The following is a 24,771-nucleotide window of genomic DNA, read 5'->3' as shown; positions in this document are numbered from 1 at the left end:
AATGTCGCTTTGTAAGCGTCAAAGAAATCCCTGGGCCCGAAAACTCAGCTCATCCGATTTCCCAATCACCAAATGATCATGCAGCGTAATCCCCAGCGCTGTTGCGGCGTGTTCCACTTGCCGCGTCATCTGCATGTCACTGTCTGATGGGGTTGGATCCCCGGATGGATGGTTGTGCACCAAAATAAGCGCAGAGGCGTTTAGTTCCAAAGCGCGTTTGACCACTTCGCGTGGATAAACCGGGACGTGGTCCACGGTGCCTTTGGCTTGTTCTTCATCGGCCACCAGCACGTTTTTCTTATCCAGATAAAGCACGCGAAACTGTTCGGTTTCCCGGTGCGCCATGGTGGTGTGGCAATAGTCGATCAAGCTGTCCCAAGATGAAATCACATGGCGCTGCATCACGCGAGAGCGCGCCAAACGATGTGCGGCTGCTTCGACGATCTTAAGTTCTGTAATGACGGATGGACCAACGCCGGCTTGTTCCTGAAGGCGCACAATTGGGGCGGAAATCACCCCGTTGAAATCCCCAAACCGGTCCAGCAAGCGCCGCGCCAAGGGCTTTACGTCCTGACGTGGGATGGCACGAAAAAGCACGAGTTCGAGCATTTCGTAATCCGGCAAGGCCGCGGCACCACCAGACATAAAGCGATCGCGCAATCGCTTGCGGTGATCTTTGATGTAAGAGGGCAGGCGGCCTTTTTCCTGCTTCACGGGAACGGGCATCGCCTCGTCCGTATCAAACAGTGATTGTGGCCTTTCGCCAAAAGAAAAGGGTTGATGTGCCATACACCAACCCTTCCACGCTTTGGTAAAGCAAAGGTTAACAAACGCCTCTGCTTTAGACTGTCTTGGTGCCCTATGAGGTCATCCCGTCCCAAAATCCCTTCACTTTGGAAAAGAAATTGGTGCTTTCGGGGTTGTTCTCTTCGGACATGTTTTCAAATTCCCGCAGCATTTCTTTTTGGCGAGAGGTCAGATTGACCGGTGTTTCCACGGACAGCTCGATATACATGTCGCCCACCGGGCCACCCCGCAAGCCGGGCATGCCTTTGCTGCGCAGGCGCATTTGGCGGCCAGATTGGCTTCCGGCTGGAATTTTCACGCGTGAACGTCCGCCGTCGATGGTTGGCACTTCGATGTCTCCGCCAAGGGCGGCAGAGGTCATTGAAACGGGAATGCGACAGTGAAGATGCGTGCCTTCGCGATCGAAAATCTGATGCGGTTGCACCTCGATAAAGATGTAAAGATCGCCAGAGGGTCCGCCACGCAGCCCCGCTTCGCCTTCGCCAGCAAGACGAATGCGCGTGCCGGTTTCAACACCCGCCGGGATGTTCACAGACAGCGAGCGTTCTTTTTCCGTCCGCCCAGCACCACCGCAAGATTTGCAGGGGTTCTTGATCATCTGACCCATACCCTGACAGGTGGGACAAGCGCGTTCAACGGTAAAGAAACCCTGTTGCGCGCGGACCTTCCCCATGCCTGAACAGGTCGGACACATGGTGGGTTCCGCACCGGATTCAGCACCGGTTCCGTTACAGCCTTCGCAGCTGACAGAGGTGGGGACATTGATGGTTTGCTGGATACTGGTGAAGGCCTCTTCCAGCGTCACACGCAGGTTATAGCGCAGGTCAGACCCGCGTTGTGCGCGCGAACGACCACCACCGCGACCCCCGCCTTGGCCACCCATAAAGTCGCCAAACAGGTCGTCAAACACGTCTGAGAACGCGCTGGCAAAGTCGCCTTGACCCGCCCCGCCGCCATGACGCGACCCCATGCCCCCTTCGAAAGCCGCATGACCATAGCGGTCATAAGCCGCCTTTTTGTCACCGTCTTTCAACACCTCATACGCTTCGTTCACTTCTTTGAACTGCGCTTCGGCGTCAGGATTGTCGGAGTTGCGATCCGGGTGAAGCTCTTTCGCTTTTCTGCGATAGGCCTTTTTCAGCTCGTCCGAAGACGCGCCTTTCTGGGCCCCCAGAACATCATAATAATCACGTTTTGACATTGGTATTCTCCTGTGAGGAGGGGGATGGCCCGCAGAAGCAGGCCATCCCGTTGCCTAAGGAGAGTTACGAGCGTTTGTCGCCGTCGAGGTCTTCGAAATCGGCGTCAACAATATCGTCGTCTGCGGCACGAGGGCCTTCGGCTTCTTCTGGCTCTTCACCGGCAGCTTCTTCTTGCTGCGACTTGTAAATCGCCTCGCCCAACTTCATCGCCGCTTCGGTGACGTTCTGAACACCAGACTTCAGCTTGTCAGCTGCGATATCGTCTTTTTCCAGATCGTCCTTCAGCGCGGCAATTGCCAGTTCGATGGCCTCAATCGTGGTTGGGTCAACCTTGTCGTTATGCTCTTCCATCGATTTTTCGGTCGAGTGGATCAGGCTTTCGGCTTGGTTGCGGGCTTCGACCAACTCTTTACGCTCTTTATCGGCGTCGGCGTTGGCTTCGGCATCTTTCACCATGGCTTCGATGTCTTCGTCCGACAAACCACCCGAGGCTTGGATGGTGATCTTGTGCTCTTTGTTGGTGCCTTTGTCTTTGGCGGCCACTTCAACGATGCCGTTGGCGTCGATGTCAAAGGTCACTTCGATCTGCGGCATGCCGCGTGGTGCGGGTGGGATGTCTTCCAGATTGAACTGGCCAAGCATCTTGTTGTCCGCGGCCATCTCACGTTCACCTTGGAACACCCGCAGGGTCACTGCGTTTTGGCTGTCTTCGGCGGTCGAGAAGATTTGCGACTTTTTGGTCGGGATCGTGGTGTTGCGGTCGATCAGACGGGTGAACACGCCACCCAGCGTTTCGATGCCCAGTGACAGCGGGGTCACGTCGAGCAGCACAACATCCTTAACGTCACCCTGCAGAACGCCGGCCTGAATGGCGGCGCCCATGGCCACAACTTCGTCCGGGTTCACACCTTTATGCGGCTCTTTGCCGAAGAATTTGGTCACTTCTTCCACAACGCGCGGCATGCGGGTCATACCACCGACCAAAACCACTTCGTCGATGTCGCCGGTGGACAAACCGGCATCTTTCAGCGCGGCCTGACAAGGCTTGAGCGAGCGTTTGATCAGCTCTGCCACAAGGCTTTCCAACTTGGCGCGGGTCAGCTTCATCACCATGTGAAGTGGCGCACCATCTGCACCCATCGAGATGAACGGCTGGTTGATCTCGGTGGTTTGTGCGGACGACAGTTCGATCTTGGCTTTCTCAGCGGCTTCTTTCAGACGCTGCAGGGCCATCTTGTCTTTCGACAGGTCAACCTGGTTCTCTTTTTTGAACTCGTCGACCAGATACTGCACGATGCGCATATCGAAGTCTTCGCCACCCAGGAAGGTGTCGCCGTTGGTCGATTTCACTTCGAACAAGCCGTCGTCGATTTCCAGAATGGTCACATCGAAGGTACCGCCACCAAGGTCATAGACCGCGATGGTTTGGGTTTCTTCTTTGTCCAGACCATAGGCCAGGGCCGCCGCTGTCGGCTCGTTGATGATCCGCAGCACTTCGAGACCGGCAATTTTACCGGCGTCTTTGGTGGCCTGACGCTGGGCGTCGTTGAAATAGGCAGGAACGGTGATGACCGCTTGGGTCACGTCTTCGCCAAGATAGCTCTCGGCGGTTTCTTTCATCTTGCCAAGAATAAAGGCCGAGATTTGCGAGGGGGAGTATTTCTCACCCGAGGCTTCGACCCATGCATCCCCATTGCCACCGTCAACAACGGCAAATGGAAGGTGCTTTTTATCTTTAGCAAGGTTCGCATCATCTGCGCGACGACCGATCAGACGTTTCACACCAAAGATGGTGTTGTCCGGGTTGGTCACAGCTTGGCGTTTGGCGGCTTGGCCAACCAGACGTTCGTCGTCTTTAAAGGCGACAATTGATGGGGTGGTGCGGGCACCCTCGGCGTTTTCGATAACTCGGGGCTGTGAACCATCCATGATGGCAACGCAGGAGTTGGTGGTCCCGAGGTCAATACCAATGACTTTGGCCATACTTATATCCTCTTCTAGGCGATGTTTAAGGAACCGACCTTGCAAAGCATCGGCCCCTGATCCCAATTTCCAGCCGAATATGGATCGTCCACACTCAGCGTCTCGGCGTATATAAGAAGGCAAATGCACCCCTGCAAGCTTTTGAAGGGTGGGTTTTGTGCAAAAAAACGAGTCATTTTCAGGGTTTTGGACATGTTTTCGCAAGATTTAGCCCCTCTGGACCTTAATGGGGCGAAAATTTTCAAGGGGTTGTTGGATCGTGACGCCCAATTGGTGATGGTAAATGCCGTGCGGCGGGTTGTGGCCGACGCGCCACTTTTCCACCCGGTGACGGCGTCGGGCAAGAAAATGTCAGTGCGCATGACCTCTTGTGGGCGGGTTGGTTGGGTCAGTGACCGGCGCGGATATCGTTATGACGCGCTTCATCCAGCGGGTGGGGTGTGGCCGGATATTCCACCCGAGGTGTTGGATGTTTGGCGCGCCGTGTCTGGATGTGATGTGCCACCTGATTGCGGCTTGGTGAACTATTACGGCGAGGGGGCCAAAATGGGGCTTCACCAAGACAGCGATGAGGGGGATTTCAGCTTTCCGGTTGTGTCGCTCTCGCTTGGTGATGATGCGTTGTTTCGCATCGGCAGCACCACACGGGGCGGCAAGACACAATCAACGTGGCTGAATTCCGGGGACGTCTTGGTGTTGGGCGGCGCGGCGCGCTTGGCCTTTCACGGTGTGGACCGTTTGCGGTTTGGGTCCAGCGATCTTCTACCGCACCATGGGCGGATCAATCTGACCCTTCGCGTCGTGCGCTAGCCAAGCTTGTTCGCGCTATTGTGGTGCCAGCAAGCAACACCCTGTCAGCGCCAGCGGACCGTTGTCGTCTGTGTCGGCATAGAGATCCACAGCCAAACCATATTCACGATCCGACATGCCGTCGTGACAGCTGGTTCGGCGGAAGGTAATATGGATATTGCGCCCGCCATTCTCTCCAACCAGCCAATGTGAACCGATGTTGCCAATGCTGCTCATGCTGGCGATCAGGTGGTAGGTGAACGGTGTGTCAGAGGTTTCTTCAAGGATGATTTGATCGCCTTGCATGCCTGTCACGCTCCAAAACGGTTCGGTTCCGTAGCAGCCGGCGGGCATGTTAAAGCTGCCCCATTCCTGCCCGGGTAAGCGTTGCAGATAGGCCATTGAAACCCAACCCGCGCCTTCGCCGATATTCACCAACCCCCATGTGTGATCATCAGAGGTGGACACGACTTCGACCTGAGTTTGCGCATAAGAAAGCGCGCCAATCTTTTCCGCACCTGCATGTGGGGCGGCGCGGACATTCAGGACATCGTCGCTGGCGACACCTGTGACGTTGTAAAGCGCCGGGAAAGGGTTTGCGGAAAGGTGAAGTGGAATAAGTACTGTAAAAACAATGAGAAAGAGAGTCTTCAATTTTTGGCTCCCCAACTGGCGGATGCATGTTTGCGGGTATAGCTTTCGCCCAGCATGCCGGTAAACAACAACACCAGTGACACCAAAAGAGGATAGAGCGTGTTGGAGTAATGAGGATTGTAATTCACAAAGGTAAAGCCGCGTGCTTGGTCAATAATATGAAACAGCGGGTTCCAGTCGAACATCGCCAACATTGTACTTGGTAACGTATTGGCAAGGAACATTTTCCCCGAGGCAATCATATTTGCGCGCGAATAGATCTGTGTTGCTACTCTGGAAAATTGCGGGAACCACGGCTTAAGCGCCAGAAAATTTAGCCCGACGCAGAGCCCGGAGAACCACGCCAACAAAAACATGCCCACAACACCTTGTATGTGCTGAAACGTGACATTCCCGGTCCATAATTCATAGATAGACAGCACCACGGACACCGATAACACCTGGGTATAAAGCTCGCTCAGCGCCGATGAAGAAATGGAAATAAAGGTGTTCATTGGGGCGTGCTGCATCATCGAGGATGTTGGCCCGGCGGCTGATGAGACCGATTTCATGGTTTTCACATGGGTCATGAACAGGAAGATCCCGGTCATGATGTATAACAGAAAATCGCCGCGAACTTTGCCCCCGCCGCGCCCCATAAGTGAGAACAGCAGGAAAAACACCCCCACCAGGATCATGGTCTGCATCATATTGATCAGCAAACCAAACAGCGCGTTAGAATGGGCCTGACGCACAGAGCGCACGGTGGCGTGGTAAATCACCTCACCCATCGACCACGCGGCCTCGACCCGGGACTGTTTTTTACTGGAGGCTTGAAACATATTTTTGCCTTTTGCGTCGATTGCACTCGAATAATACACGGGAATTCTTGCTGTTCCTTTACCTTGAAACCATAAGAGAGGAAGGAAATCATGGCAACAGCGCCGAATATCACCGAATTTAAGGAGCGAGAGTTTGGATTTTGATCGTTTAGAAGGGGTAATGCGTCGTTTGGCTCTGGAGGCAGGCGATGTCATTATGGAAATCTATAACTCGGATGACTTTGATGTACGGGCGAAATCGGACGACAGCCCGGTCACGGCGGCGGATGAAGCGGCGGATGCGTTGATTTCCAAAGGTCTGCGCGCGGCGTTCCCGGATGTGCTTTTGGTGACAGAAGAACAGGCCGACAGTCATGATTTGCAGGCCGATGAATTTTTGATTGTCGATCCCCTGGATGGCACCAAAGAATTTGTCCTGCGACGCGGTGATTTCACCGTGAATATTGCTTACGTCAAAGACGGATCCCCCATTCGCGGCGTGGTCTATGCGCCTTACCGCGAGCGGATGTTTTTCACCCGTGCCGACGGTCAAAGCGTTGAGGAAATGGGGCCGTTCAACAAGGACGCTCAGGGCGAGGTCAAAGAGATCAACGTCTCGACCCCCGACAATGATGCGCTGATGATTGTTGCCTCAAAATCGCACCGCGATCAGGCCACCGATGATTACATCAACAAATATGCGGTGCGCGACAGCCGGTCTGCGGGATCCAGCCTGAAGTTCTGTTTGGTGGCCACAGGCGAGGCGGACATTTATCCGCGTGTCGGGCGCACGATGGAGTGGGACACGGCGGCCGGACATGCGGTTTTAAACGGGGCCGGGGGGGCGGTTGTGCGTTTTGACGATCATTCGCCACTGACCTACGGCAAACCGATCTATGAAAACCCGTTTTTCATTGCTTACGCCAAGGGCGTGGATCTGAAACCCGCATGAAAACGCTGATCGTCATTCCCGCTCGTTATGCTTCAACCCGATATCCCGGAAAGGCGCTTGCGCCTTTGCGTGGTGCGTCTGGTGTGGCGAAACCCTTGATCCAACGCAGCTGGGAAGCCGCACAAGAGGTTCAGGGCATCGACCGTGTGGTTGTGGCCACGGATGATGCGCGTATTTCTGAGGTGGCACAGGGGTTTGGGGCCGACGTGGTGATGACCTCGTCTGACTGTCAAAACGGAACTGAACGCTGCGCCGAAGCCTTGGATGCGCTGGGCGGGGGATTTGACGTGGTGGTGAACCTGCAAGGCGACGCGCCGCTGACGCCGCATTGGTTCATTGAGGATTTGGTCCAAGGCTTGATGGCGCACCCCACAGCCGAGGTTGCCACACCCGTCTTGCGTGCTGATGGCCGCGCCTTGATGGGGTTTCAAGACGACCGTCGTGCGGGGCGTGTTGGCGGAACAACGGTGGTCTTTGGGGCCGAGGGAAAGGCGCTTTATTTCTCGAAGGAGGTGATCCCCTATACGGGTGGGTCAGAAACCGCGCCGAATTCCCCTACATCCGTGTTTCATCATGTGGGAGTGTATGCCTATCGCCCCTCTGCCCTTGCCGCATATCCGCGCTGGGCACCGGGGCCATTGGAAACACTAGAAGGTCTTGAGCAATTGCGGTTTTTGGAACGAGAACGCCCGGTGCAATGCATCGAAGTTGACGCCAAAGGGCGACAGTTTTGGGAGTTAAATAACCCCGAAGATGTTCCCCGGATCGAAGAGATGCTGCGCGGGATGCAGGTTGACTAGCCAGCGCGCGTTTGGGTTGATGCCAGCGGGATATTTCACGTAATGGTTTCTTAACGTGGGAAAGTGGCGTCACGATAATGTCACGGTTTTGCCCAACCGGCGTTGTTTGATCCCGCTACGCTGTGGGTAGACATAAAAAACAAGTGACAATTTAGTGGAAAACGCTAGCCTTAATAAAAAAACAATGTTGTGCGAAAACATTGGGGTAAAGGCGAACGGGCCGAACCAAGGCAAATGGTTTCCTAGTGTGAATGAGTGCAAATGAGGTGGGACAGACATGAAACGTAAAGTTACCAAAGCCATTTTCCCGGTTGCGGGCCTAGGAACACGCTTCCTTCCAGCAACCAAATCCATCCCCAAAGAAATCATGACGCTGGTGGATCGCCCCCTGATCCAATACGCCATTGATGAGGCGCGCGCCGCCGGGATCAAAGAATTCATCTTTGTAACCTCGCGCGGCAAAGGCGCGCTTGAGGATTACTTCGACAACTCGCCCGTGCTGGAACAAGAGCTGCGCAAAAAGGGCAAAGATGATCTGCTTGAGATCCTCAAAGACACCAATATGGACAGCGGCGCGATTGCCTATATGCGTCAGCACAAAGCGCTTGGCTTGGGCCACGCGGTTTGGTGCGCACGGCGACTGATTGGCAATGAGCCTTTCGCCGTGATCCTGCCGGATGATGTGATCGCTGCCGAAAAACCCTGCCTTCAGCAGATGGTTGAAGCCTATCAAGAAACCGGTGGCTGTATGGTTGCCGCGATGGAAGTTCCGCCGGAAAAAGCATCCTCTTATGGCGTGCTTGATATTAAGGAAGACATGGGCGCGCTGGTCTCGGCCCGTGGCATGGTGGAAAAACCCTCCATGGAAGATGCCCCCTCAAATCTGGCGGTGATTGGACGATATATTCTGACCCCGGACATTTTGCGCAATCTGAACAAGATCAAAAGTGGTGCGGGCGGTGAAATCCAACTGACCGACGCCATTGCACAAGAGCTGGAGCAGGAACGTGAAGTTTACGGCTATCGATTCCGCGGGCGCCGGTTTGATTGCGGATCCAAGGCTGGCTTCCTTCAGGCCACCGTTTCTTTCGGTTTGGCCCGCGAAGAATTGCATGATGAGTTCTCGGGCTTCTTGAACGACCTTGTCGCACAGCAAAAAGCAGCCGAGTAAACGATGACGGCTGAGGGCGGGCCGGGATTTTGGGCGTCGTATAAACTGCGCCTAAAACGCCGCCGTCTTTTGTTGCGATCCATTCGGTCACGTCGCCAGTTGACCCCGGTCGTGGATCGTACTGATCAGATCGAGCCGGGGCAGATCCTCGCGTTTACCACCCTCCGCAACGAGGCCCAGCGCCTGCCCTTTTTTTTGGCCCATTACAGGCGGCTTGGCGTAGGGCATTTCATGGTTGTGGCCAATGACAGCGACGATGGGTCTGTCGCGATGCTGGCGGATCAGCCGGATGTCTCGCTGTGGCGCACGGATGCCAGTTACAAAGCCTCGCGGTTTGGGGTCGACTGGATGACGTGGTTGCAATTTCGATATGGTCATGACGCCTGGTGTCTCAGCGTGGATGCCGATGAGATCCTGGTCTACCCCCATTGGGACACGCGCGACCTAAATGCGCTTACCGCACGGCTGGAGGAAACCGGCGCCCATGCGCTGGGCGCAATGATGCTGGATCTCTTTCCCAAGGGGGTGTTGGGGCAGCAATCCTATCACCCTGAACAAGACCCCACCGAGGTTCTGAATTGGTTTGATGCAGCCCCCTATCGTGTGTGTCGCCAGACCCCGATGCAAAACCTGTGGCTTCAGGGCGGCCCGCGCGACAGGGTGTTTTTCCCAACCCGGCCAGAGCAGGCCCCCACGCTGAACAAGCTGCCGCTGGTGAAATGGAACCGCAGATATACCTATGCCAACTCCACCCACTCTATGCTGCCGCCAAAAATGAACTTGCAATGGGATGGGCCACAGGTGGTTTCCGGCGATGGTCGTTTGTCCGGCGCGCTTTTACACACAAAGTTTTTGCCGGGGATTTTGGAACGATCGCGCGAAGAAAAGGATCGGCGCGAACACTTCGGTCAACCGGATCAGTTTGATGCCTATTATGACGGGATCAGCGCGGCGCCCAATTTGTGGTCAGACCACGCCCTGCGCTTTCGTGATTGGTTACAACTGGTTGAATTGGGGCTGATTTCAACGGGAGGCTGGGATTAAAACTGTATAAACAGTTTACCCCCATAATTGTCACATGTATGGATAAATCTAAGGTATTGTTCGTAAAGTGGGATCAATTGCGGTCGAAGCCGTTGTGTCTTTTTGGGTCGGTTTGTGAACCGCAACGTGATAGCTGACAATAAGTGCAAGGGGCAGTGGAAGAGATTTGGGCGCCTGGACATCATATCGCCTAAGGCTGCAACGTAAACGCCGCCAAGTTCGTGCGTTTCGAAAGCGCAGGGAACTGACGGAAGTTGTCAATCGGACGCGTGCGATCCGACCAGAAGACATTTTGGTTTTCTCTACCCTGCGCAATGAACGTATTCGGCTACCGTTTTTCCTGAAATATTACCGTGACCTTGGCGTCAGCCATTTCTTTATCGTCGACAATGGGTCGGACGACGGCGGGCGGGAATATCTTGCTGAACAAGAAGATGTTTCGCTTTGGCGCACAAATGCCAGCTATAAACGCTCGCATTTTGGTGTTGATTGGTTGAATTGGTTGCAACGCAAATATGCTGATGGGCATTGGACCTTGGTGGTCGACCCGGATGAGTTTCTGGTTTATCCGTTTTGTGATACCCGTCCCTTGCGCGCATTGACCGATTGGCTGGATGCATCGGGCGTGCGCTCGTTTGGGGCGATGCTCTTGGATATGTATCCAAAGGGGGCGCTGGATGCGCAGCCCTACCGCGAGGGGCAGGACCCGTTTGATATTGCGTGCTGGTTCGACAGCGGCAATTACATGATCCAGAAGAATAATTTTTACGGGAACCTATGGATACAAGGCGGGCCGCGCACGCGGGCTTTTTTCCAGGATGACCCGAAACGCGCCCCGGCTTTGAACAAGATCCCGCTGGTGAAATGGGACAAGAATTACACCTATCTCAGCTCGACCCACACCATTCTGCCGCGTGGGCTGAACCTTGTGTATGACGAATGGGGTGGGGAAAAGGCGTCGGGCTGTTTGCTGCATGCAAAATTCCTCGATACGTTTTCGGCCAAGGCAGAAGAAGAGTTGAAGCGCGGTCAGCATTACGCCGGAAGCCATGAATACCGGGCCTATCAACAACACCTGAAAGACAACCCGGATCTGTGGTGTAAATGGAGTGAGAAATACATCAATTGGCGCCAGCTTGAGATCCTTGGGATCATGTCAAAAGGCAATTGGGCATGAGTTTGGGTGTCGTCATGCTGGTCCACGATGCGCTAGATCGCGCGGGACAGTTGGTGCGCCATTGGGCGGGGCATGGTTGCCCGGTGGTGATCCATGTCGACAAACGCGTAAAGCGCCGCGCCTATGCCAGTTTTGTGAATGATCTGGCGGATCTTGAGAATGTGCGCTTTTGCGGCCGTCATAAATGCGAATGGGGCACATGGTCGTTGGTCGCCGCCAGTCAAACCGCGTCAGAGCTGATGTTGAAAAGCTTTCCAGAGATCAGCCATGTGATTTTGGCCTCTGGGTCCTGCCTGCCCTTGCGCCCGATACAGGAAATGCAGGATTATCTGGCCAATCGTCCAAAGACTAATTTCATTGAAAGCGTCACCACCGAAGATGTGCCGTGGACTGTGGGCGGGCTGGACAAAGAACGCTTTACCCTACGCTTCCCATTTTCGTGGAAACGTCATCGTTCGCTGTTTGATGCCTATGTGCGGTTGCAACGGCGGCTGAAATTCAAACGCAAGATCCCCGTTGGATTGACGCCGCATCTGGGCAGCCAATGGTGGTGTCTGACCCGGCAAACCCTGTCTGACATTCTGAATGATCCTGACCGTGAACAATATGACACCTATTTCCAAAAGGTCTGGATCCCTGATGAAAGCTATTACCAGACTTTGGTGCGGCAGTTTTCAACCAATATCGAAAGCCGTTCGCTGACCCTTTCGAAGTTTGATTATCAGGGAAAACCGCATATTTTCTATGATGATCACCTACAATTGCTGCGCCGGTCTGATTGCTTTGTCGCGCGCAAAATCTGGCCACAGGCCGACAAGCTCTACGACAGCTTTTTGTCGGATGCGGCCTCGATCATGAGCGGGGCGGAACCCAATCCCGGCAAGATTGATCGGATCTTTTCCAAAGCAGTGGAGCGGCGCACGCGCGGTCGTCCGGGCCTTTACATGCAAAGTCGCTATCCGCGTATGGGTTTTGAAAATGGCTTGACCGGCAGCCCATATGCGGTGTTCGAAGGCTTTACCGAAGTGTTTGAGGATTTCGACAGCTGGCTGGAACGCGCCGTCGGGGGCCGTGTACATGGGCATTTGTTCGCGCCTGAACGCGCCGAGTTTTCGGGCGGGCAGAGCGAATTTAGCGGCGCGCTGACCGACAACGCCGCACTGCGTGACTATGATCCACGCGGATTTCTGACCAACCTTATTTGGTCAACCCGCGGAGAGCGGCAATGTTTCCAATTTGGCCCTGCTGACAACCAGAAGATCAGTTGGGACATGGCCAAAGACCCCAACGCCTATATCTCGGTCGTATCGGGGGCTTGGGCGGTACCGCTTTATCACTCCAAGCAGAATTTCAGTGACATTCGCAGACAAGCGGCCAAACTGCAAAAAATCGAAAGTGACCATCTGGATATTCTACGGTCGGGTTATTCGCGCGCGCGTATTCGCATCTGGACCATGGCGGAATTCGTTCAAAACCCAATGGAACCGCTGCAGTTGATCCTGGATGAAATTGGCGGTCGCATGAACACACGCCTGACCGAGGCCCCAAAAATGGTAGAGCTTGATGGCTTTGGACAATTCCTGCAGAATCTGAAAAACCAGGGGATGCAGCCCTATTTGATGGGCGATTACCCTTCGGGTGTCGACCCCGTACAAACGCCGCGTGATACCCGCAAACCCTATTTGATCAAGTGACAGGCAGAGCCACCCCATGACCCGACAATTCGATTGCTTCATCATCTTTGCCGAAATGCGCACCGGGTCCAATTTCCTGGAAAGCAATCTGGACCAGTTTTCCGGCCTGACCTGTTATGGCGAGGCGTTTAACCCCTATTTTATGGTGTCCCCGAAAACAAAAGAGCTGTTTGGGGTGACAACTGAGGCGCGTGATAAGGATCCGATGGTGCTGATTGATGCGATCAAAAAAGGCACAAAGGGTCTGCCGGGATTTCGGTTTTTCCACGACCATGATCCGCGCGTGTTTGAGATGCTGATTGATGATCCGCGCTGTGCCAAAGTGGTGCTGACCCGCAATCACGTCGAAAGCTATGTCTCGCGCAAGATCGCTTGGGAAACTGATCAGTGGCAGTTGAACGACGTGCATGACGTGATCAAAAAGCAAGCGACCTTTCATGGTTGGGAATTTGAGCGCCTGTTTTACCGCATGAAAAACTTTCAGCTGCAAATCAAGGACCGGTTGCAGCGCAGCGGTCAGACTGCGTTTTATGTGGACTACGAAGATGCGCAGGACATTGGTGTGATCAACGGGCTTGCACGGTTTCTTGGCGAAGAGGGTGAGATCACCGAATTTGCCGGTAAGTTCAAAAAGCAAAACCCGGAAACGCTTTCTGAAAAAGTGGTGAACTTCGACAAGCTTGAAGAAACAATTGCCGCGATTGATTTCTTTGATCTGCACAAGATTCCAAACTTTGAACCGTCGCGCCCGGCGGCTGTGACGTCTTATGTGATGTCCGATGCTGCCGGTCTGGTGTTTATGCCAGTCAAGGGCGGCCCGATGGATCGTGTGACCGATTGGCTGGGTCGGATGGGTGCAACAGACGAGGGGTTCACGCAAAAGACGTTGCGCCAGTGGAAGCGTCAGCACAAAGGCCATCGCAGCTTTACCGTGCTGCGCCATCCTGTTGCGCGCCTGCATGCCGTGTTTTGCAAGCATCTGGTGAACCATGGCGAAGATACATATTGGGACATCAAACACGCGCTGCGCGAAAGCTATGGTGTGGAGTTGCCCGAGGCAGAACCGGGCGACGGTTGGAGTTTGGCTGCGCATAAAGCGGCCTTTGCGCAATTTGTCGACTTCGTTGACAAAAACCTGAAGGGGCAAACCGGGATCCGCGTGGATGCAGGCTGGGCATCACAATCAGCGGTGTTGCAGGGATTCGCGGGATTTTCCCTGCCCGACCATGTCTTGCGCGAAGATCAGCTGGCCGAAGGGCTCGTGGGGATTCTGGGTGAAAAAGGCATGGCCGAGGCCGCCCCGCAACTTGCGGCAGAACAACCCGATACGCCCTTTACTCTGGCCGAGACTTACGATGACGAGATCGAGGGCAAGATTCGCAAGCTTTATCAGCGTGATTATATGATGTTTGGGTTTCGCCCTTGGCGGCGATGAGCGCCATTGACGAATGACAAAGGGCCCGGCAATCGCACGGGCCCTTTGTGTTTGTGGGGGTCTATTGGGTGGGCGTCAGGCCGCTTTGTTTGACAGGCTGTCGGTGAGCAAAGCGTGTAATGTGACGGCATCCCCGTTAGAGCGCAACTTGGTGCATATCGTTTGATCGCGTAGGGTGCGCGACACCAGCGCCAGCGCTTTTAGATGCTCAACCCCCGAATCCTCAGGCGCGAACAAGGCGAAAAACAAATCCACCGGTTGTTTGTCCACCGCATCGAAATCAAAGGGTTTTTCCACGCGAATAAAGCAGCCGACCACCTGATCAAGGCCATGCATTCGGGCATGAGGAAGGGCCACACCATGGCCCACGCCGGTTGGCCCGAGGATCTCACGTTCCTGAAGGGCCGCAAAGGCGGCGCTACCATCCAGACCATAGGTCGCGGCCGCAATTTCGCCAAGTTCCTGAAACAGGCGTTTCTTGGACGTCAGGCTTGCAAGGACCTTGACGGCCGAGGGCTGAAGAATGCTCGAAAGCTCCATCAATAATACTCCCCGCCCGTCAAGTTTGCGGGCGGTTTAAGCGTCGTTTGTCGGGTCAACCCAGCCTATATTTCCGTCGTCACGACGATAGACCACATTCACCCCATCGGTTTTCTCATTGCGGAAAACCAGGACCGGCGCGTGCGCTAGTTCCATCTGCATGACTGCCTCGCCAACCGAGAGCGACTGGATACGTGTCTCCATCTCGGCGATAATCATGGGCTCCAGCTGCGCGTCTACGCTTTCCTCCGGGCCTTCCTCTGATGCAAGGATATAAGAGGAACCGCCGAATACTTCAACCGGGTCCGCACGGTCACGATGGTGGTCTTTCAACCGACGCTTGTAGCGACGCAGTTGCTTCTCCATCTTCTCGGCACATTGGTCAAAAGCCGCGTAGATTTCGGTGGCACTTGCCTTGGCTTGCGCGGTCAGACCCGTCGACAGGTGGACGATGGTTTCACAGATATACTCATGGGCGGATTTCGAGAAAATCACTTGGGCATCGGTGGGACGTTCAGCGTATTTTTGAACCACTCCATCAAGCTCACCTTTCACATGAACTTGAAGGGCCTCACCAATGTCGATTTGTTTACCACTGATTTGATATTGCATCCTACCTCCTATGGTATTTGCAGGTCACAAAACACCCGTCCCATGGCGGGGGCGAGTGCGAAAAAACTGTTATTTTGCAGGAATTTGGGCGCCGATTTGTCGGTGCCATCCTTGGTGCATGCATCCGGTTGGATGCGGCACAAACGAAGGTTTGCGAGTATGTGCATTGCTTACATTTGGCGACACATCTGGAAAGGAGTCAAGCAGATCGCCGGGAATTTCTGGGGAAATCCGCTCAATTGATCGAGAAATTTTGACCCAGATAGACCCGTTTCACGTTTTCGTCTTGGACCACTTCTTCGGTGGTGCCGCTCATTAAAACATGCCCATCGTGAAGGATGTAGGCGCGGTCCACAATCTCCAGCGTTTCGCGCACATTATGATCGGTGATCAGAACACCTATGCCGCGATCTTTGAGGTCATGAACTAGGGTCCGAATTTCCCCGACGGCAATTGGATCAACGCCTGCAAACGGTTCGTCCAAAAGCAAATATTTGGGGTCGGCGGCCAGCAATCTGGCGATCTCAACCCGGCGACGTTCACCGCCCGACAGGGCCAAAGCGGGGGCTTGGCGCAGATGGCTGATCGAAAACTCGTTCAGCAATTCCTCCAGCCTTTCCCGGCGCTTGTGGCGTTCGGGTGTGGAAATTTCAAGGATCGACATAATGTTGTCTTCGACATTCATGCCACGAAAGATCGACATTTCCTGTGGCAGATAACCAATGCCATATTTGGCGCGGCGATACATCGGCAGCAGGGTTACATCGCGGCCATCAATCAGCACCTGACCTGCCTCGGGTGTGACCAGTCCGGCAATCGCGTAAAACGTGGTGGTTTTGCCGCAGCCGTTTGGCCCCAAAAGGGCAACAACTTCGCCGCGGTTCAGATCAAGTGTGACGTCGCGGATCACGGTCTTCTTGCGATAGCTTTTGCGCAAGCCTTTGATATGCAGGCCCGCGCTGCCATTTTCCACCGCAAGTTCCGGCATCAGTTGCCCCCGGTCTGAATAATTGACTTCACGCGACCTTCCATCGTGCCGGTGCCAGAGGTCAGGTTGACGATCAATTTATCCGATGACAGGGCGTTTTGGCCTTGGGTCAGGATCACGCTGCCGGTCATCACCACCGTCCCACTGGAAATCGTATAGGTCGCGTCGCGCGCTTCGGCCGCTTCTGCGCCATTGACCAGCGTCACACCGCCCGAGGCAAAGAGCTTGGAAATCTCGCCGGTGGTGCCTGCGCCCGTGGTGTATTCCACACGCACTTTGCCTGCCGACAACCGCATGTCGCCCTGACCGATCTTTACGTTGCCGTTAAAGACCGCAGAGCCATCCGCCTGATCAACCGACAACTGGTCCGCCGCGATTTCAATTGGGAGCGAGCTGTCGTGTTTCAGACCGCCAAAAGCCACCTGCGCTTGGGCAAACGCCCCAGATGGGACCCCCAGTGCCACGATGACAGCGGCCAGTTTGAATAATTTCAACACTATTCCCCTCCTATACCTGAGGGAGTGTATACCAGCTTTACCCCATCTTTGAACACCAGAAGATAAGTGCCTGCTTTGTCACCTTGCTCCGCGATGCTGGCATGGCCGGCGGTGATCTCGCCCAAGGGGCCGGTGGCGGTCACAGCGCCGTTGGATGTGACCGTTGTGGCGTCCATCGCGGCCTGTAATCCCTCGGTTTTAATGGTGTAATCTGTTGATGTGACCAAAGTGACGCCACCCGCCAGATCAATTCTATTTGTGCCCCCATCAATCATCGCATCCTTGGCGTTGATATCTACGGTTGCACCATCTGGTGTCTCGATCCGCGCCACCATTTCTTTGGCAGAATAACGGTTCTTGCCTTCTTCGGGTCGTGCGCTGTCGGCGGAAAATGTGATCGCTGCCCCATCTTTTGTGACCGATGAAAAGCTGGGCCCGGAGATTTTTTGCTCGCGCATCACCTCGTCCAAATTGACCCGTGCATAGGTCAGCGATTTGGTCGGGTCGATGGATTTCGAGATCAGGAACATGGTGGACAACAGGCCAAGCGCGATCAGTGGCAGAAGAACCTTCAGCCACGCAACCATGCGCGAATATCTATTGTTATAGCTGGCCATCAACCGTCCTTTCCCCCTCTATCTAGCACCTTGGCGCGGCTTGCCAAGAACATAGCGGAGGATCGGCGAGGCTTTGCTGTTGGATCAGTGCAAAAAGGGCGACACCAACGCAGAGAAACCGCGAAAGAATGCAACCCAAAATGGGATCACCAACAGCACACCGGGAAGGATCCACCAACCGGGATGAAATCGGGCGTCACGCCCCCCGGGTTCGGCGTATTTTTGCGTTGCAGGTGCGAAATCTGTTGACGGTGCGTGGGTCATTTTTGCTGGTCCACTTTCTTAGTTAACTGCCTGATATAATCTTAACCGGCGCAGCGTTAACAACTCGTCAATTTGGGGGAGGGCGCCCGTCGACCAAAAAGGCGCCCCAAAAGGACGCCTGATCCGTTGCTTAAAGACGCACCCGTCAGTGCGAGAAAATATCCTGTTCGGGCCATCCCGCCAGATCCAATTGCGCGCGCATGGGCAGGAAATCATAGCAGGCCTGCGCCATTTCCATGCGACCTTCGCGGATCAAACGCGCGTCCAATTCCTCTTTCAAGCGGTGCAGATACAAGACATCGGACGCTGCATACGCCAGCTGCGCATCGGTCAATTCTTCCGCGCCCCAATCGCTCATCTGTTGTTGCTTGGAGACATCAACCTTCAACAGCTGATCCAACAGGTTTTTCAACCCATGCCGATCGGTATAGGTGCGGATCAGTTTCGAGGCGATTTTGGTGCAGTAAACCGGTGCAGTTACCACGCCAAACGCGTTCAGCATCGCGGCAATGTCAAAGCGGCCAAAATGAAAGATCTTCAACACATTCGGGTCGGTCAACATACGTTCCAGATTAGGGGCCGAGGTTTGACCCTTTTCAACCTGAACCAAATGCGCATTGCCGTCACCGCCGGACATTTGCACCACACACAGACGATCCCGGTGCGGGTTCAAGCCCATGGTTTCACAGTCAATGGCCACGACAGGCCCCAGATCCAGCCCATCCGGCAGATCGCGTTTGTATAGATGATTGGTCATAATGCCCTCACGATTTCTGCACCCTCTTTACCGGGTTTTTGACCTGTGCCGAAAGGGGGAATGCTGTTTTCGCCCGCTCAAACCACGGCAATTCTTGCTGACGTGGTGATTCATTCAAACCCGGAAACAGAGTTTCCCATAATTTGGTTCAATTTATTCGGGTATTGATGTTAACACGAGTTGAATTTTGAAAGTCGGTGCGATGCGCCAATTTGAGGACAAAAATTATGATGTTTGCGGTTCTAATGTCGCTGGGGTTTGTTGGTTGGGGACTGAGCGGCCTGTTTGATGGGGCTGATGATGATCTGGACACGGATGAGACATCTGAGTCCGACCCAGAAATCGTTCCTGAGCCTGAGCCTGAGCCTACCCCCGATGCTGGTACGGAATATCTTGGTACCGATACAGCTGACCGCTATGAGGCGGGCGATGAGGGCGAAACGATTGATGGCGGTGGCGGCAGCGACACTTTGGTTGGCGGTGCCGGTGATGATGAGATCGAAGGTGGGCTTCGCCAAGATCTGATCGCGGGTGAGGATGGTGATGACCTGCTGCGCGGTGGTCGTGACGAAGACACGCTTTTGGGTGGTGATGGCAATGACACGCTTGGCGGCGGGAATTGGCATGACACACTATACGGGGGTGCGGGGGAAGACCTATTAGAGGGCGGGGCAGGTAACGACATTCTTGTTGGCGGGTATAACTACCAACATGCTGACGGATCAGGGTTTGATCCCAATGTTGCGGTCAGAGAAGCCATGAGTAAACTCGAGTCGGAGGATCCAGATTTATTTGAAAACGGAACCAGTGAAGAGATCAAGACGTCCAAATTCTTCTCAGACATTGATCTGGATGCGTTGGAGAAACCAGCCGGCTCCGATGGTGCTGATACATTGATCGGTGGTGAGGGCAGGGATGTACTGGTTTTGAACCAAGGGGACACCGGTTGGGGTGGCGCATTGGACGAAAACGATACCTCATCAGATACATTTGTCCTCAACGCGAGTAATTTGGGCGACCCTGTGATGATACAGGACTGGGAAGCCGCACATGACTACATTGACTTGGAATATGACGCCGATGGTCCGGTTCTAACGGCGAATGTTGAATATGACGGCGATGATGCGCTGATCAAAATTGATGGGACCACTTTGGCGATTGTGCGTGGTGCTGCGGGCCAGCTTACCATTGATGATTTCGAGTGGGTTTCCGTTAGCTATTCATAACTTCCATAAGAACTGCGCGGAGCTGATGGCCGCCGCGCAGTTTCATACCCCTGGCTCGGTGATCACTTGCCGTAGTAAAGCCCGACCACATGGCGCGCTTCTGCGAAAAACAACCAACGTCCGATCGCGGCCCCGACCAGATGCAACACCAGCGCAATCAGCGCGGTGACATGCATGGGTGGCAGGATCAGCAGGATCGCGGCAGGCAGAACACCGATCAGCAAAAGCGTGATTTTGCGCAGTTTCTCTGCGTGTTTTCGCCCAACCCGGTGGATCATCTCATCCATCACATAATTACGCGCGGTGTGCGCGCTTTCATACATGCGGACTTTGCCGATCGCCCCAAGCCCGGTGGCGCTTTCCATTGTGTCGGCACTTGCGGCCTCACGCGCATCACCGTCGCGCCACATCCAGAACATGATCGCGGTCAGCACCAAAATCAGCACACCCGCCAAGCGACTTTCGCCTGACAAAAGCGCACCGCCTGCCAGCATGTGAAACAGGAACATCGCGGGCACAATCGGTTGGCGCCAACGGGGGATCGTGCGCATTTGTGCGTAGATCATCGAGGTGGTGAACACCGTGGCCACGGCCCCCAGGCTGCCGATTAACCCAAGCACGGGCATTTGCGCGCCCAGAAAGATTTTGCCCAGTGCAACCGGAGCAAACACCAACAACGTAAACACCGCCGCGATGCCTTCGCGCGACAACCAGCTGCTGCGCCACTGACTAAACGCATAAATCGCGTTCTTTTTATTGCCGAGGTGAAAGGTCGAGGCCAAAAGCCCACCAACCGCCAGCCCATAAGCAATCACAAAAAATGCAAACGCCGACCCGCCCCGAACATGGGGGATATCCAGCCCCAAAAAGGCCAAAAGCCCGAAGCCAAGACCAGACAGCGTGGTGAAAATAATAACACTTGGTGCGGGATGCATTAAAGTTTCTCCAGCGCTTTATCGAGCCAACCAAGAAAGCCTTTCGGCTCCTCAGCCACAGGGATCATCGGGGCCGTATCCAACCGGTCTTTCAGACGCGGTGGCAGGTATTTGTTCACAGGTTTGGTGCCTTGCTCTGGCATCAGATCAAACCCGCCGCGTTCCTCAACCAGCTTGGACACGTCAGAGTTCGGATCACCCAGATCACCAAAATGCCGCGCGCCAGACGGGCAGGTGCGCACGCAAGCAGGCACGCGGTCCTCTTCGGGCAGGTTTTCGTTGTAAATCCGGTCCACACACAGCGTGCATTTCTTCATCACACCCGCGTCTTGATCCAATTCGCGCGCGCCGTAGGCACAGGACCATGCACACAGGCCACAGCCGATGCATTTGTCCTCGTCCACCAAGACAATCCCATCTTCTTCGCGCTTGTAACTCGCCCCTGTTGGGCAGACGGTTACGCACGGCGCGTCTTCGCAGTGCAGGCAGGATTTCGGAAAATGCACGGTTTGCGCCGCGCCGTCTTCTGGTGTGACCTCATAGCTGAACACACGGTTTAAAAACGTGCCTGACGGGTCGGCGCCATATGGGTCCATATCCGACAGCGGTGCGCCATAGTTTTGCGTGTTCCACCCCTTGCAGGCGGTCACGCAACCATGACAACCGACACAGGTATCAAGGTCGATCACCAGACCGAGTTTCTTTTGTGTTGTGCTGGGCAAACAGGTCATCAGATCTTCCTCGCGACTTTGGCGGGGCCTTTGCCCACGGGGGATTTGATCGGTGGATGTACCGGTTGGCTTTCCGCTGGTTTAGGCACTGCTTTTTTCAGCTTCACCCGAAGGTCAAACCACGCGGCTTGGCCCGTAATAGGGTCTGAATTGGCCCATCTCATACCGTCGCCTTTGGGGGGCTGAAGTTCATGGATCAGGTGATTGAGCAGGAAGCCTTCGGTCGCCTCTGGTGCGTCTTCATCCAATGCCCATGCGCCCTTGCGTTTGCCAATGGCGTTCCATGTCCAGACCGTGCTGTCATTTAATGCTGCGTGATGGGCGACCGGCACTGTGATGGTTCCATGCACGGAACTGACCTCGGCGTAATCGCCATCTTCAAACCCGTTGGCCTCCCAAATCTTGGTTGGCAGATAAAGGTAATTTTTGCCGGTGATCTGACGCAGCCACGCGTTTTGCGACCCCCAAGAGTGATACATATGCATGGGTCGTTGGGTGAGCGCATGAATGGGATATTCCTCCACATCCACATTGCTGTCTTCAAACGGTTCGTACCACATCGGAAGCGGGTCCATCGTTTGCTGGACACGCTCGCGCAGATGCTCTGGCGGTTGGATGTCGCCGTGCCCCTCGGCGGCGCGCTGGAATTTCCGCATGGGTTCGACGTAAAGGTTAAACACATAGGGTGCTTCGGCATCAAAGATCCCGCGCTTCACGGCCCATTCCTGATAGGCTTTGTTCCACGGTTTATAAAAGCTCGCCTCGGTGGGGATGTGATCGACCCAAAACCCGCCGTTCTCAATGTATTTGTCGATCTGTTTCGGGTTTGGCGCACCGCGCCCTTTGCCTTCACCATCTTCGCCACGCCAACCGGCCAGTGGGCCAACGCCCGGACGGCGTTCGTGGTTCACGATGTAATCGGCGTAGTCTTCGAATTTTGCGGATCCGTCTTCGGTCACAAAACCCGGCAGGCCAAGTTTCACACCCAGTTGGATCAGCGCGGTTTGAAAGCCGCGCACATCACGGTCAGGTTCCACCACAGGCCAACGAATTGCATCCGCCGCACCATCCGCCTCGCAAATCGGGCGATCCAAAAGCGAGATGCAATCGTGACGCTCAAGATACGTCGTGTCGGGCAGGATCAGATCCGCATAGGCCACCATTTCCGAGCTATAGGCATCGGAATAAATAATGTGCGGAATGACATATTCACCGCTGTCGTCTTTGTCGGTGAGCATCTGCATCACCTCGGAGGAATTCATCGACGAGTTCCACGCCATATTCGCCATATACATAAACAGCGTGTCGATTTTATAGGGATCACCCGCATGCGCGTTTGAAATCACCATATGCATCAACCCGTGGGCAGAGAGCGGATTTTCCCATGTGAACGCTTTGTCGATGCGCTTGGCATTGCCGTCCTCATCCAAGAGCAAATGCTCTGGCCCCAGCGGGTACCCCAAATGCGGGCCGTCGAGCGGCTGGCCCGGGGTCACGCCTGCGTGGGGCTTTGGGTGGGCTTCTGGTGGTTTGGGGTAAGGTGGTTTGAACCGGAACCCGCCTGGCACCTCAACCGATCCCAAAAGGATTTGCAGCATGTGCAGCGCCCGGCAGGTTTGAAACCCGTTGGAATGCGCCGAAATCCCGCGCATCGCGTGGAACGACACAGGGCGGCCAATCATCTTGTCGTGCTTTTGCCCCTTCCAATCGGTCCAGGGCTGATCGATTACAATCTCTTCTTCAAACGCCACACGCGCCAGCTCGGCGGCGATGGATTTGATCTTGGCAGCTTCAATTCCGGTGCGTTCAGCCACCGCTTCGGGCGCGTATTCGTCACCCAAATAGCGTTCAGCCATCAGTTGGAACACGGTGCGGTGGGTCACATCCCCTTCGAACATTTGGGCCGCAAGGTTCGGGATCACACCGGGGGTGTCGTAATCCGCCAACCCCTTGCTGTCGCGGCACACGACCTGAGGTTTGCCGCTTTCACCACGGATAAACAGGCCCTTTTCAGGCGAGTTAGGGTCGTCATCGACCAAAAATCCTGCGTTGGTGTAGCGTGCCAAATAGGACAGATCGACCTTGCCCGCGCGCATCAGCTCATGGATCAGCGCCATGATAAACAGCCCGTCGGTGCCCGGCGTGATGCCAACCCATTCGTCCGCGATGGCGTTATAGCCAGAACGGATCGGGTTCACGCCAATCACCTTGGCGCCGCGCTCTTTCAACTTGCCGAGACCCATTTTGATCGGGTTGCTGTCGTGGTCTTCAGCAACCCCAAACAGCATGAACAGCTTGGTGCGATCCCAATCGGGCTGTCCAAACTCCCAAAACGCCCCGCCCATGGTATAGATGCCAGCGGCGGCCATGTTCACGGAACAAAACCCACCATGCGCCGCGTAGTTTGGTGTGCCGTAAGCTTGCGCAAACCAAGACGTGAAACTTTGCGACTGATCGCGACCGGTGAAAAACGCGAGCTTTGAGGGGTCTTCTTTGCGCAAGGGGCCAAGCCAACCGGCGGCCGTGTCCAGCGCTTCTTCCCACGAAATCTCTTCAAATTCACCCGACCCGCGCGGACCGACCCGCTTTAAGGGCGCACGCAACCGCGACGGCGCGTAATGCTGCATAATACCGGAGGAACCTTTGCCGCACAGCACGCCCTTGTTCACGGGGTGGTCGCGATTGCCCTCGATATAGGCAACTTCACCACCTTTCATATGCACGTTGATGCCGCATCGGCACGCGCACATATAACAGGTGGTTTTACGGATCTCGTCAGAAATGGCTGGCGAGGTGTCGATCTGTGTCTCGTTCGTTTGGCGCATTTCGTCCTGTCACTTGCTGGCATGGTCGAGCATGTAGGGGGGGCGGGTCAAAATACCGAATTGCCCCACCCATTCGGACCTGAAACCAATCAGGCAGGACCCGAGCCGGGTAGGGCCAGTTTGCAGGGGCGTTAGGTCCAGACTGGACCGTTTTCCCCGTTTCCACCGAATCCCCGTTTGATCTGTTTGAAACCACCCGTGCTGTGCCCATCAAATTACATGGAATAATATTCCATTTGTAAACGATACGCGTGGAACGATCATCTTTTCA

The 24,771-nt window shown here is 54.9% G+C and carries 24 protein-coding genes; 9 read left to right on the top strand and 15 right to left on the bottom strand.

The window, feature by feature from the left end; genetic code table 11:
* Window positions 1-18 precede the first annotated feature (18 nt).
* The 3 genes from radC to dnaK form a co-directional block, all read right to left on the bottom strand.
* Complete coding sequence (radC, locus tag KKW20_RS11640) at window positions 19-789, bottom strand: RadC family protein (protein ID WP_214568063.1); 771 nt, start codon at window positions 787-789, stop codon at window positions 19-21.
* 70 nt (window positions 790-859) lie between these two features.
* Window positions 860-2,008: a molecular chaperone DnaJ gene (dnaJ, locus tag KKW20_RS11635; RefSeq protein WP_214568062.1), complete on the bottom strand. Its 1,149-nt coding sequence runs from the start codon at window positions 2,006-2,008 to the stop codon at window positions 860-862.
* A 64-nt stretch (window positions 2,009-2,072) separates the two neighbouring features.
* Window positions 2,073-3,992 carry a molecular chaperone DnaK gene (gene dnaK / locus KKW20_RS11630; RefSeq protein ID WP_214568061.1) on the bottom strand — a complete coding sequence of 640 codons (1,920 nt, stop codon included), beginning with the start codon at window positions 3,990-3,992 and terminating at the stop codon, window positions 2,073-2,075.
* A gap of 192 nt (window positions 3,993-4,184) precedes the next feature.
* Between dnaK and KKW20_RS11625 the strand changes: the two genes are divergently transcribed.
* Window positions 4,185-4,802 (top strand): alpha-ketoglutarate-dependent dioxygenase AlkB family protein, encoded by a 618-nt coding sequence (locus KKW20_RS11625; protein ID WP_214568060.1) that lies wholly within the window; start codon window positions 4,185-4,187, stop codon window positions 4,800-4,802.
* 15 nt (window positions 4,803-4,817) lie between these two features.
* Here the strand turns inward: KKW20_RS11625 and KKW20_RS11620 are convergent, their stop codons facing one another.
* Together KKW20_RS11620 and KKW20_RS11615 are read right to left on the bottom strand one after the other, a co-directional pair.
* Window positions 4,818-5,435, bottom strand: a complete 618-nt coding sequence (locus KKW20_RS11620) for an SH3 domain-containing protein (protein ID WP_214568059.1) — start codon at window positions 5,433-5,435, stop codon at window positions 4,818-4,820.
* Window positions 5,432-6,256 (bottom strand): ABC transporter permease, encoded by an 825-nt coding sequence (locus KKW20_RS11615; RefSeq protein WP_214568058.1) that lies wholly within the window; start codon window positions 6,254-6,256, stop codon window positions 5,432-5,434. The genes KKW20_RS11620 and KKW20_RS11615 overlap by 4 nt, the downstream gene beginning before the upstream one ends.
* Before the next feature lie 160 nt (window positions 6,257-6,416).
* On the opposite strand from KKW20_RS11615, the gene cysQ reads away from it, so the two are divergent.
* The 7 genes from cysQ (at window position 6,417) to KKW20_RS11580 (ending at window position 14,508) form a co-directional block, all read left to right on the top strand.
* Window positions 6,417-7,187, top strand: a complete 771-nt coding sequence (cysQ, locus tag KKW20_RS11610) for a 3'(2'),5'-bisphosphate nucleotidase CysQ (RefSeq protein WP_425514276.1) — start codon at window positions 6,417-6,419, stop codon at window positions 7,185-7,187.
* A complete protein-coding gene (locus KKW20_RS11605) occupies window positions 7,184-7,987 on the top strand; it encodes a 3-deoxy-manno-octulosonate cytidylyltransferase (protein ID WP_214568056.1) in 804 nt (267 codons plus the stop codon). Before cysQ ends, KKW20_RS11605 begins: the two co-directional genes overlap by 4 nt.
* Window positions 7,988-8,264: 277 nt before the next feature.
* A complete protein-coding gene (galU, locus tag KKW20_RS11600; protein ID WP_214568055.1) occupies window positions 8,265-9,158 on the top strand; it encodes a UTP--glucose-1-phosphate uridylyltransferase GalU in 894 nt (297 codons plus the stop codon).
* A gap of 3 nt (window positions 9,159-9,161) precedes the next feature.
* Window positions 9,162-10,202 (top strand): glycosyltransferase family 2 protein, encoded by a 1,041-nt coding sequence (locus KKW20_RS11595; RefSeq protein WP_214568054.1) that lies wholly within the window; start codon window positions 9,162-9,164, stop codon window positions 10,200-10,202.
* Window positions 10,203-10,368: 166 nt separating this feature from the next.
* A complete protein-coding gene (locus KKW20_RS11590) occupies window positions 10,369-11,379 on the top strand; it encodes a glycosyltransferase family 2 protein (RefSeq protein ID WP_214568053.1) in 1,011 nt (336 codons plus the stop codon).
* Window positions 11,376-13,073, top strand: coding sequence for a beta-1,6-N-acetylglucosaminyltransferase (locus tag KKW20_RS11585; RefSeq protein WP_214568052.1), 1,698 nt, complete (start codon window positions 11,376-11,378; stop codon window positions 13,071-13,073). The genes KKW20_RS11590 and KKW20_RS11585 overlap by 4 nt, the downstream gene beginning before the upstream one ends.
* A gap of 16 nt (window positions 13,074-13,089) precedes the next feature.
* Entirely contained in the window at window positions 13,090-14,508 is a 1,419-nt protein-coding gene (locus KKW20_RS11580; RefSeq protein ID WP_214568051.1) for a sulfotransferase family 2 domain-containing protein, read from the top strand.
* 75 nt (window positions 14,509-14,583) lie between these two features.
* Here KKW20_RS11580 and KKW20_RS11575 read toward each other — a convergent pair whose 3' ends face one another.
* The 7 genes from KKW20_RS11575 to KKW20_RS11545 all read right to left on the bottom strand — a co-directional run bounded on the left by KKW20_RS11575 (window position 14,584) and on the right by KKW20_RS11545 (window position 18,783).
* Window positions 14,584-15,048 (bottom strand): PTS sugar transporter subunit IIA, encoded by a 465-nt coding sequence (locus KKW20_RS11575; RefSeq protein ID WP_214568050.1) that lies wholly within the window; start codon window positions 15,046-15,048, stop codon window positions 14,584-14,586.
* 36 nt (window positions 15,049-15,084) lie between these two features.
* Entirely contained in the window at window positions 15,085-15,660 is a 576-nt protein-coding gene (gene hpf, locus KKW20_RS11570; RefSeq protein WP_214568049.1) for a ribosome hibernation-promoting factor, HPF/YfiA family, read from the bottom strand.
* Window positions 15,661-15,895: 235 nt separating this feature from the next.
* The gene (gene lptB / locus KKW20_RS11565) at window positions 15,896-16,648 is read right to left on the bottom strand and encodes an LPS export ABC transporter ATP-binding protein (protein WP_214568048.1); all 753 of its coding nucleotides are present in this window, start codon (window positions 16,646-16,648) and stop codon (window positions 15,896-15,898) included.
* Window positions 16,648-17,145 (bottom strand): LptA/OstA family protein, encoded by a 498-nt coding sequence (locus KKW20_RS11560; protein WP_425514270.1) that lies wholly within the window; start codon window positions 17,143-17,145, stop codon window positions 16,648-16,650. The genes lptB and KKW20_RS11560 overlap by 1 nt, the downstream gene beginning before the upstream one ends.
* Window positions 17,145-17,762, bottom strand: a complete 618-nt coding sequence (gene lptC, locus KKW20_RS11555; RefSeq protein WP_214568047.1) for an LPS export ABC transporter periplasmic protein LptC — start codon at window positions 17,760-17,762, stop codon at window positions 17,145-17,147. The genes KKW20_RS11560 and lptC overlap by 1 nt, the downstream gene beginning before the upstream one ends.
* Window positions 17,763-17,846: 84 nt before the next feature.
* Window positions 17,847-18,026 (bottom strand): hypothetical protein, encoded by a 180-nt coding sequence (locus KKW20_RS11550; RefSeq protein WP_214568046.1) that lies wholly within the window; start codon window positions 18,024-18,026, stop codon window positions 17,847-17,849.
* 145 nt (window positions 18,027-18,171) lie between these two features.
* Window positions 18,172-18,783 carry a ribonuclease D gene (locus KKW20_RS11545; protein ID WP_214568045.1) on the bottom strand — a complete coding sequence of 204 codons (612 nt, stop codon included), beginning with the start codon at window positions 18,781-18,783 and terminating at the stop codon, window positions 18,172-18,174.
* A 230-nt stretch (window positions 18,784-19,013) separates the two neighbouring features.
* Between KKW20_RS11545 and KKW20_RS11540 the strand changes: the two genes are divergently transcribed.
* The gene (locus KKW20_RS11540) at window positions 19,014-20,009 is read left to right on the top strand and encodes a calcium-binding protein (protein ID WP_214568044.1); all 996 of its coding nucleotides are present in this window, start codon (window positions 19,014-19,016) and stop codon (window positions 20,007-20,009) included.
* Between the two features lie 62 nt (window positions 20,010-20,071).
* On the opposite strand, the gene KKW20_RS11535 is transcribed toward KKW20_RS11540, so the two are convergent.
* From KKW20_RS11535 to KKW20_RS11525, 3 genes are read right to left on the bottom strand one after another with little or no spacing between them, the layout of a single operon-like run.
* Window positions 20,072-20,944, bottom strand: coding sequence for a dimethyl sulfoxide reductase anchor subunit family protein (locus KKW20_RS11535; protein ID WP_214568043.1), 873 nt, complete (start codon window positions 20,942-20,944; stop codon window positions 20,072-20,074).
* Window positions 20,944-21,675 carry a 4Fe-4S dicluster domain-containing protein gene (locus tag KKW20_RS11530; protein WP_214568042.1) on the bottom strand — a complete coding sequence of 244 codons (732 nt, stop codon included), beginning with the start codon at window positions 21,673-21,675 and terminating at the stop codon, window positions 20,944-20,946. The genes KKW20_RS11535 and KKW20_RS11530 overlap by 1 nt, the downstream gene beginning before the upstream one ends.
* Window positions 21,675-24,500, bottom strand: a complete 2,826-nt coding sequence (locus KKW20_RS11525) for a molybdopterin oxidoreductase family protein (protein WP_214568041.1) — start codon at window positions 24,498-24,500, stop codon at window positions 21,675-21,677. Before KKW20_RS11525 ends, KKW20_RS11530 begins: the two co-directional genes overlap by 1 nt.
* Window positions 24,501-24,771 lie beyond the last annotated feature (271 nt).

The organism is Aliiroseovarius lamellibrachiae, from assembly GCF_018599245.1.
GTDB classification, from domain to species: Bacteria; Pseudomonadota; Alphaproteobacteria; order Rhodobacterales; family Rhodobacteraceae; genus Aliiroseovarius; species Aliiroseovarius lamellibrachiae.
Note: the sequence above shows the minus strand (reverse complement) of the source record. Positions and strands in the feature narration are given on the sequence as shown.

Bases quoted from the DNA above. Each gene is read 5' to 3' on its own strand.
- radC (WP_214568063.1), bottom strand. From the start codon at position 789: ATGGCACATCAACCCTTTTCTTTTGGCGAAAGGCCACAATCACTGTTT.
- dnaJ (WP_214568062.1), bottom strand. From the start codon at position 2,008: ATGTCAAAACGTGATTATTATGATGTTCTGGGGGCCCAGAAAGGCGCG.
- KKW20_RS11540 (WP_214568044.1), top strand. From the start codon at position 19,014: ATGTTTGCGGTTCTAATGTCGCTGGGGTTTGTTGGTTGGGGACTGAGC.
- lptC (WP_214568047.1), bottom strand. From the start codon at position 17,762: ATGGCCAGCTATAACAATAGATATTCGCGCATGGTTGCGTGGCTGAAG.
- KKW20_RS11550 (WP_214568046.1), bottom strand. From the start codon at position 18,026: ATGACCCACGCACCGTCAACAGATTTCGCACCTGCAACGCAAAAATAC.
- KKW20_RS11580 (WP_214568051.1), top strand. From the start codon at position 13,090: ATGACCCGACAATTCGATTGCTTCATCATCTTTGCCGAAATGCGCACC.
- lptB (WP_214568048.1), bottom strand. From the start codon at position 16,648: ATGCCGGAACTTGCGGTGGAAAATGGCAGCGCGGGCCTGCATATCAAA.
- cysQ (WP_425514276.1), top strand. From the start codon at position 6,417: ATGCGTCGTTTGGCTCTGGAGGCAGGCGATGTCATTATGGAAATCTAT.
- KKW20_RS11525 (WP_214568041.1), bottom strand. From the start codon at position 24,500: ATGCGCCAAACGAACGAGACACAGATCGACACCTCGCCAGCCATTTCT.
- KKW20_RS11595 (WP_214568054.1), top strand. From the start codon at position 9,162: ATGACGGCTGAGGGCGGGCCGGGATTTTGGGCGTCGTATAAACTGCGC.
- KKW20_RS11615 (WP_214568058.1), bottom strand. From the start codon at position 6,256: ATGTTTCAAGCCTCCAGTAAAAAACAGTCCCGGGTCGAGGCCGCGTGG.
- dnaK (WP_214568061.1), bottom strand. From the start codon at position 3,992: ATGGCCAAAGTCATTGGTATTGACCTCGGGACCACCAACTCCTGCGTT.
- KKW20_RS11585 (WP_214568052.1), top strand. From the start codon at position 11,376: ATGAGTTTGGGTGTCGTCATGCTGGTCCACGATGCGCTAGATCGCGCG.
- KKW20_RS11575 (WP_214568050.1), bottom strand. From the start codon at position 15,048: ATGGAGCTTTCGAGCATTCTTCAGCCCTCGGCCGTCAAGGTCCTTGCA.
- KKW20_RS11530 (WP_214568042.1), bottom strand. From the start codon at position 21,675: ATGACCTGTTTGCCCAGCACAACACAAAAGAAACTCGGTCTGGTGATC.
- KKW20_RS11545 (WP_214568045.1), bottom strand. From the start codon at position 18,783: ATGACCAATCATCTATACAAACGCGATCTGCCGGATGGGCTGGATCTG.
- KKW20_RS11625 (WP_214568060.1), top strand. From the start codon at position 4,185: ATGTTTTCGCAAGATTTAGCCCCTCTGGACCTTAATGGGGCGAAAATT.
- galU (WP_214568055.1), top strand. From the start codon at position 8,265: ATGAAACGTAAAGTTACCAAAGCCATTTTCCCGGTTGCGGGCCTAGGA.
- hpf (WP_214568049.1), bottom strand. From the start codon at position 15,660: ATGCAATATCAAATCAGTGGTAAACAAATCGACATTGGTGAGGCCCTT.
- KKW20_RS11605 (WP_214568056.1), top strand. From the start codon at position 7,184: ATGAAAACGCTGATCGTCATTCCCGCTCGTTATGCTTCAACCCGATAT.
- KKW20_RS11535 (WP_214568043.1), bottom strand. From the start codon at position 20,944: ATGCATCCCGCACCAAGTGTTATTATTTTCACCACGCTGTCTGGTCTT.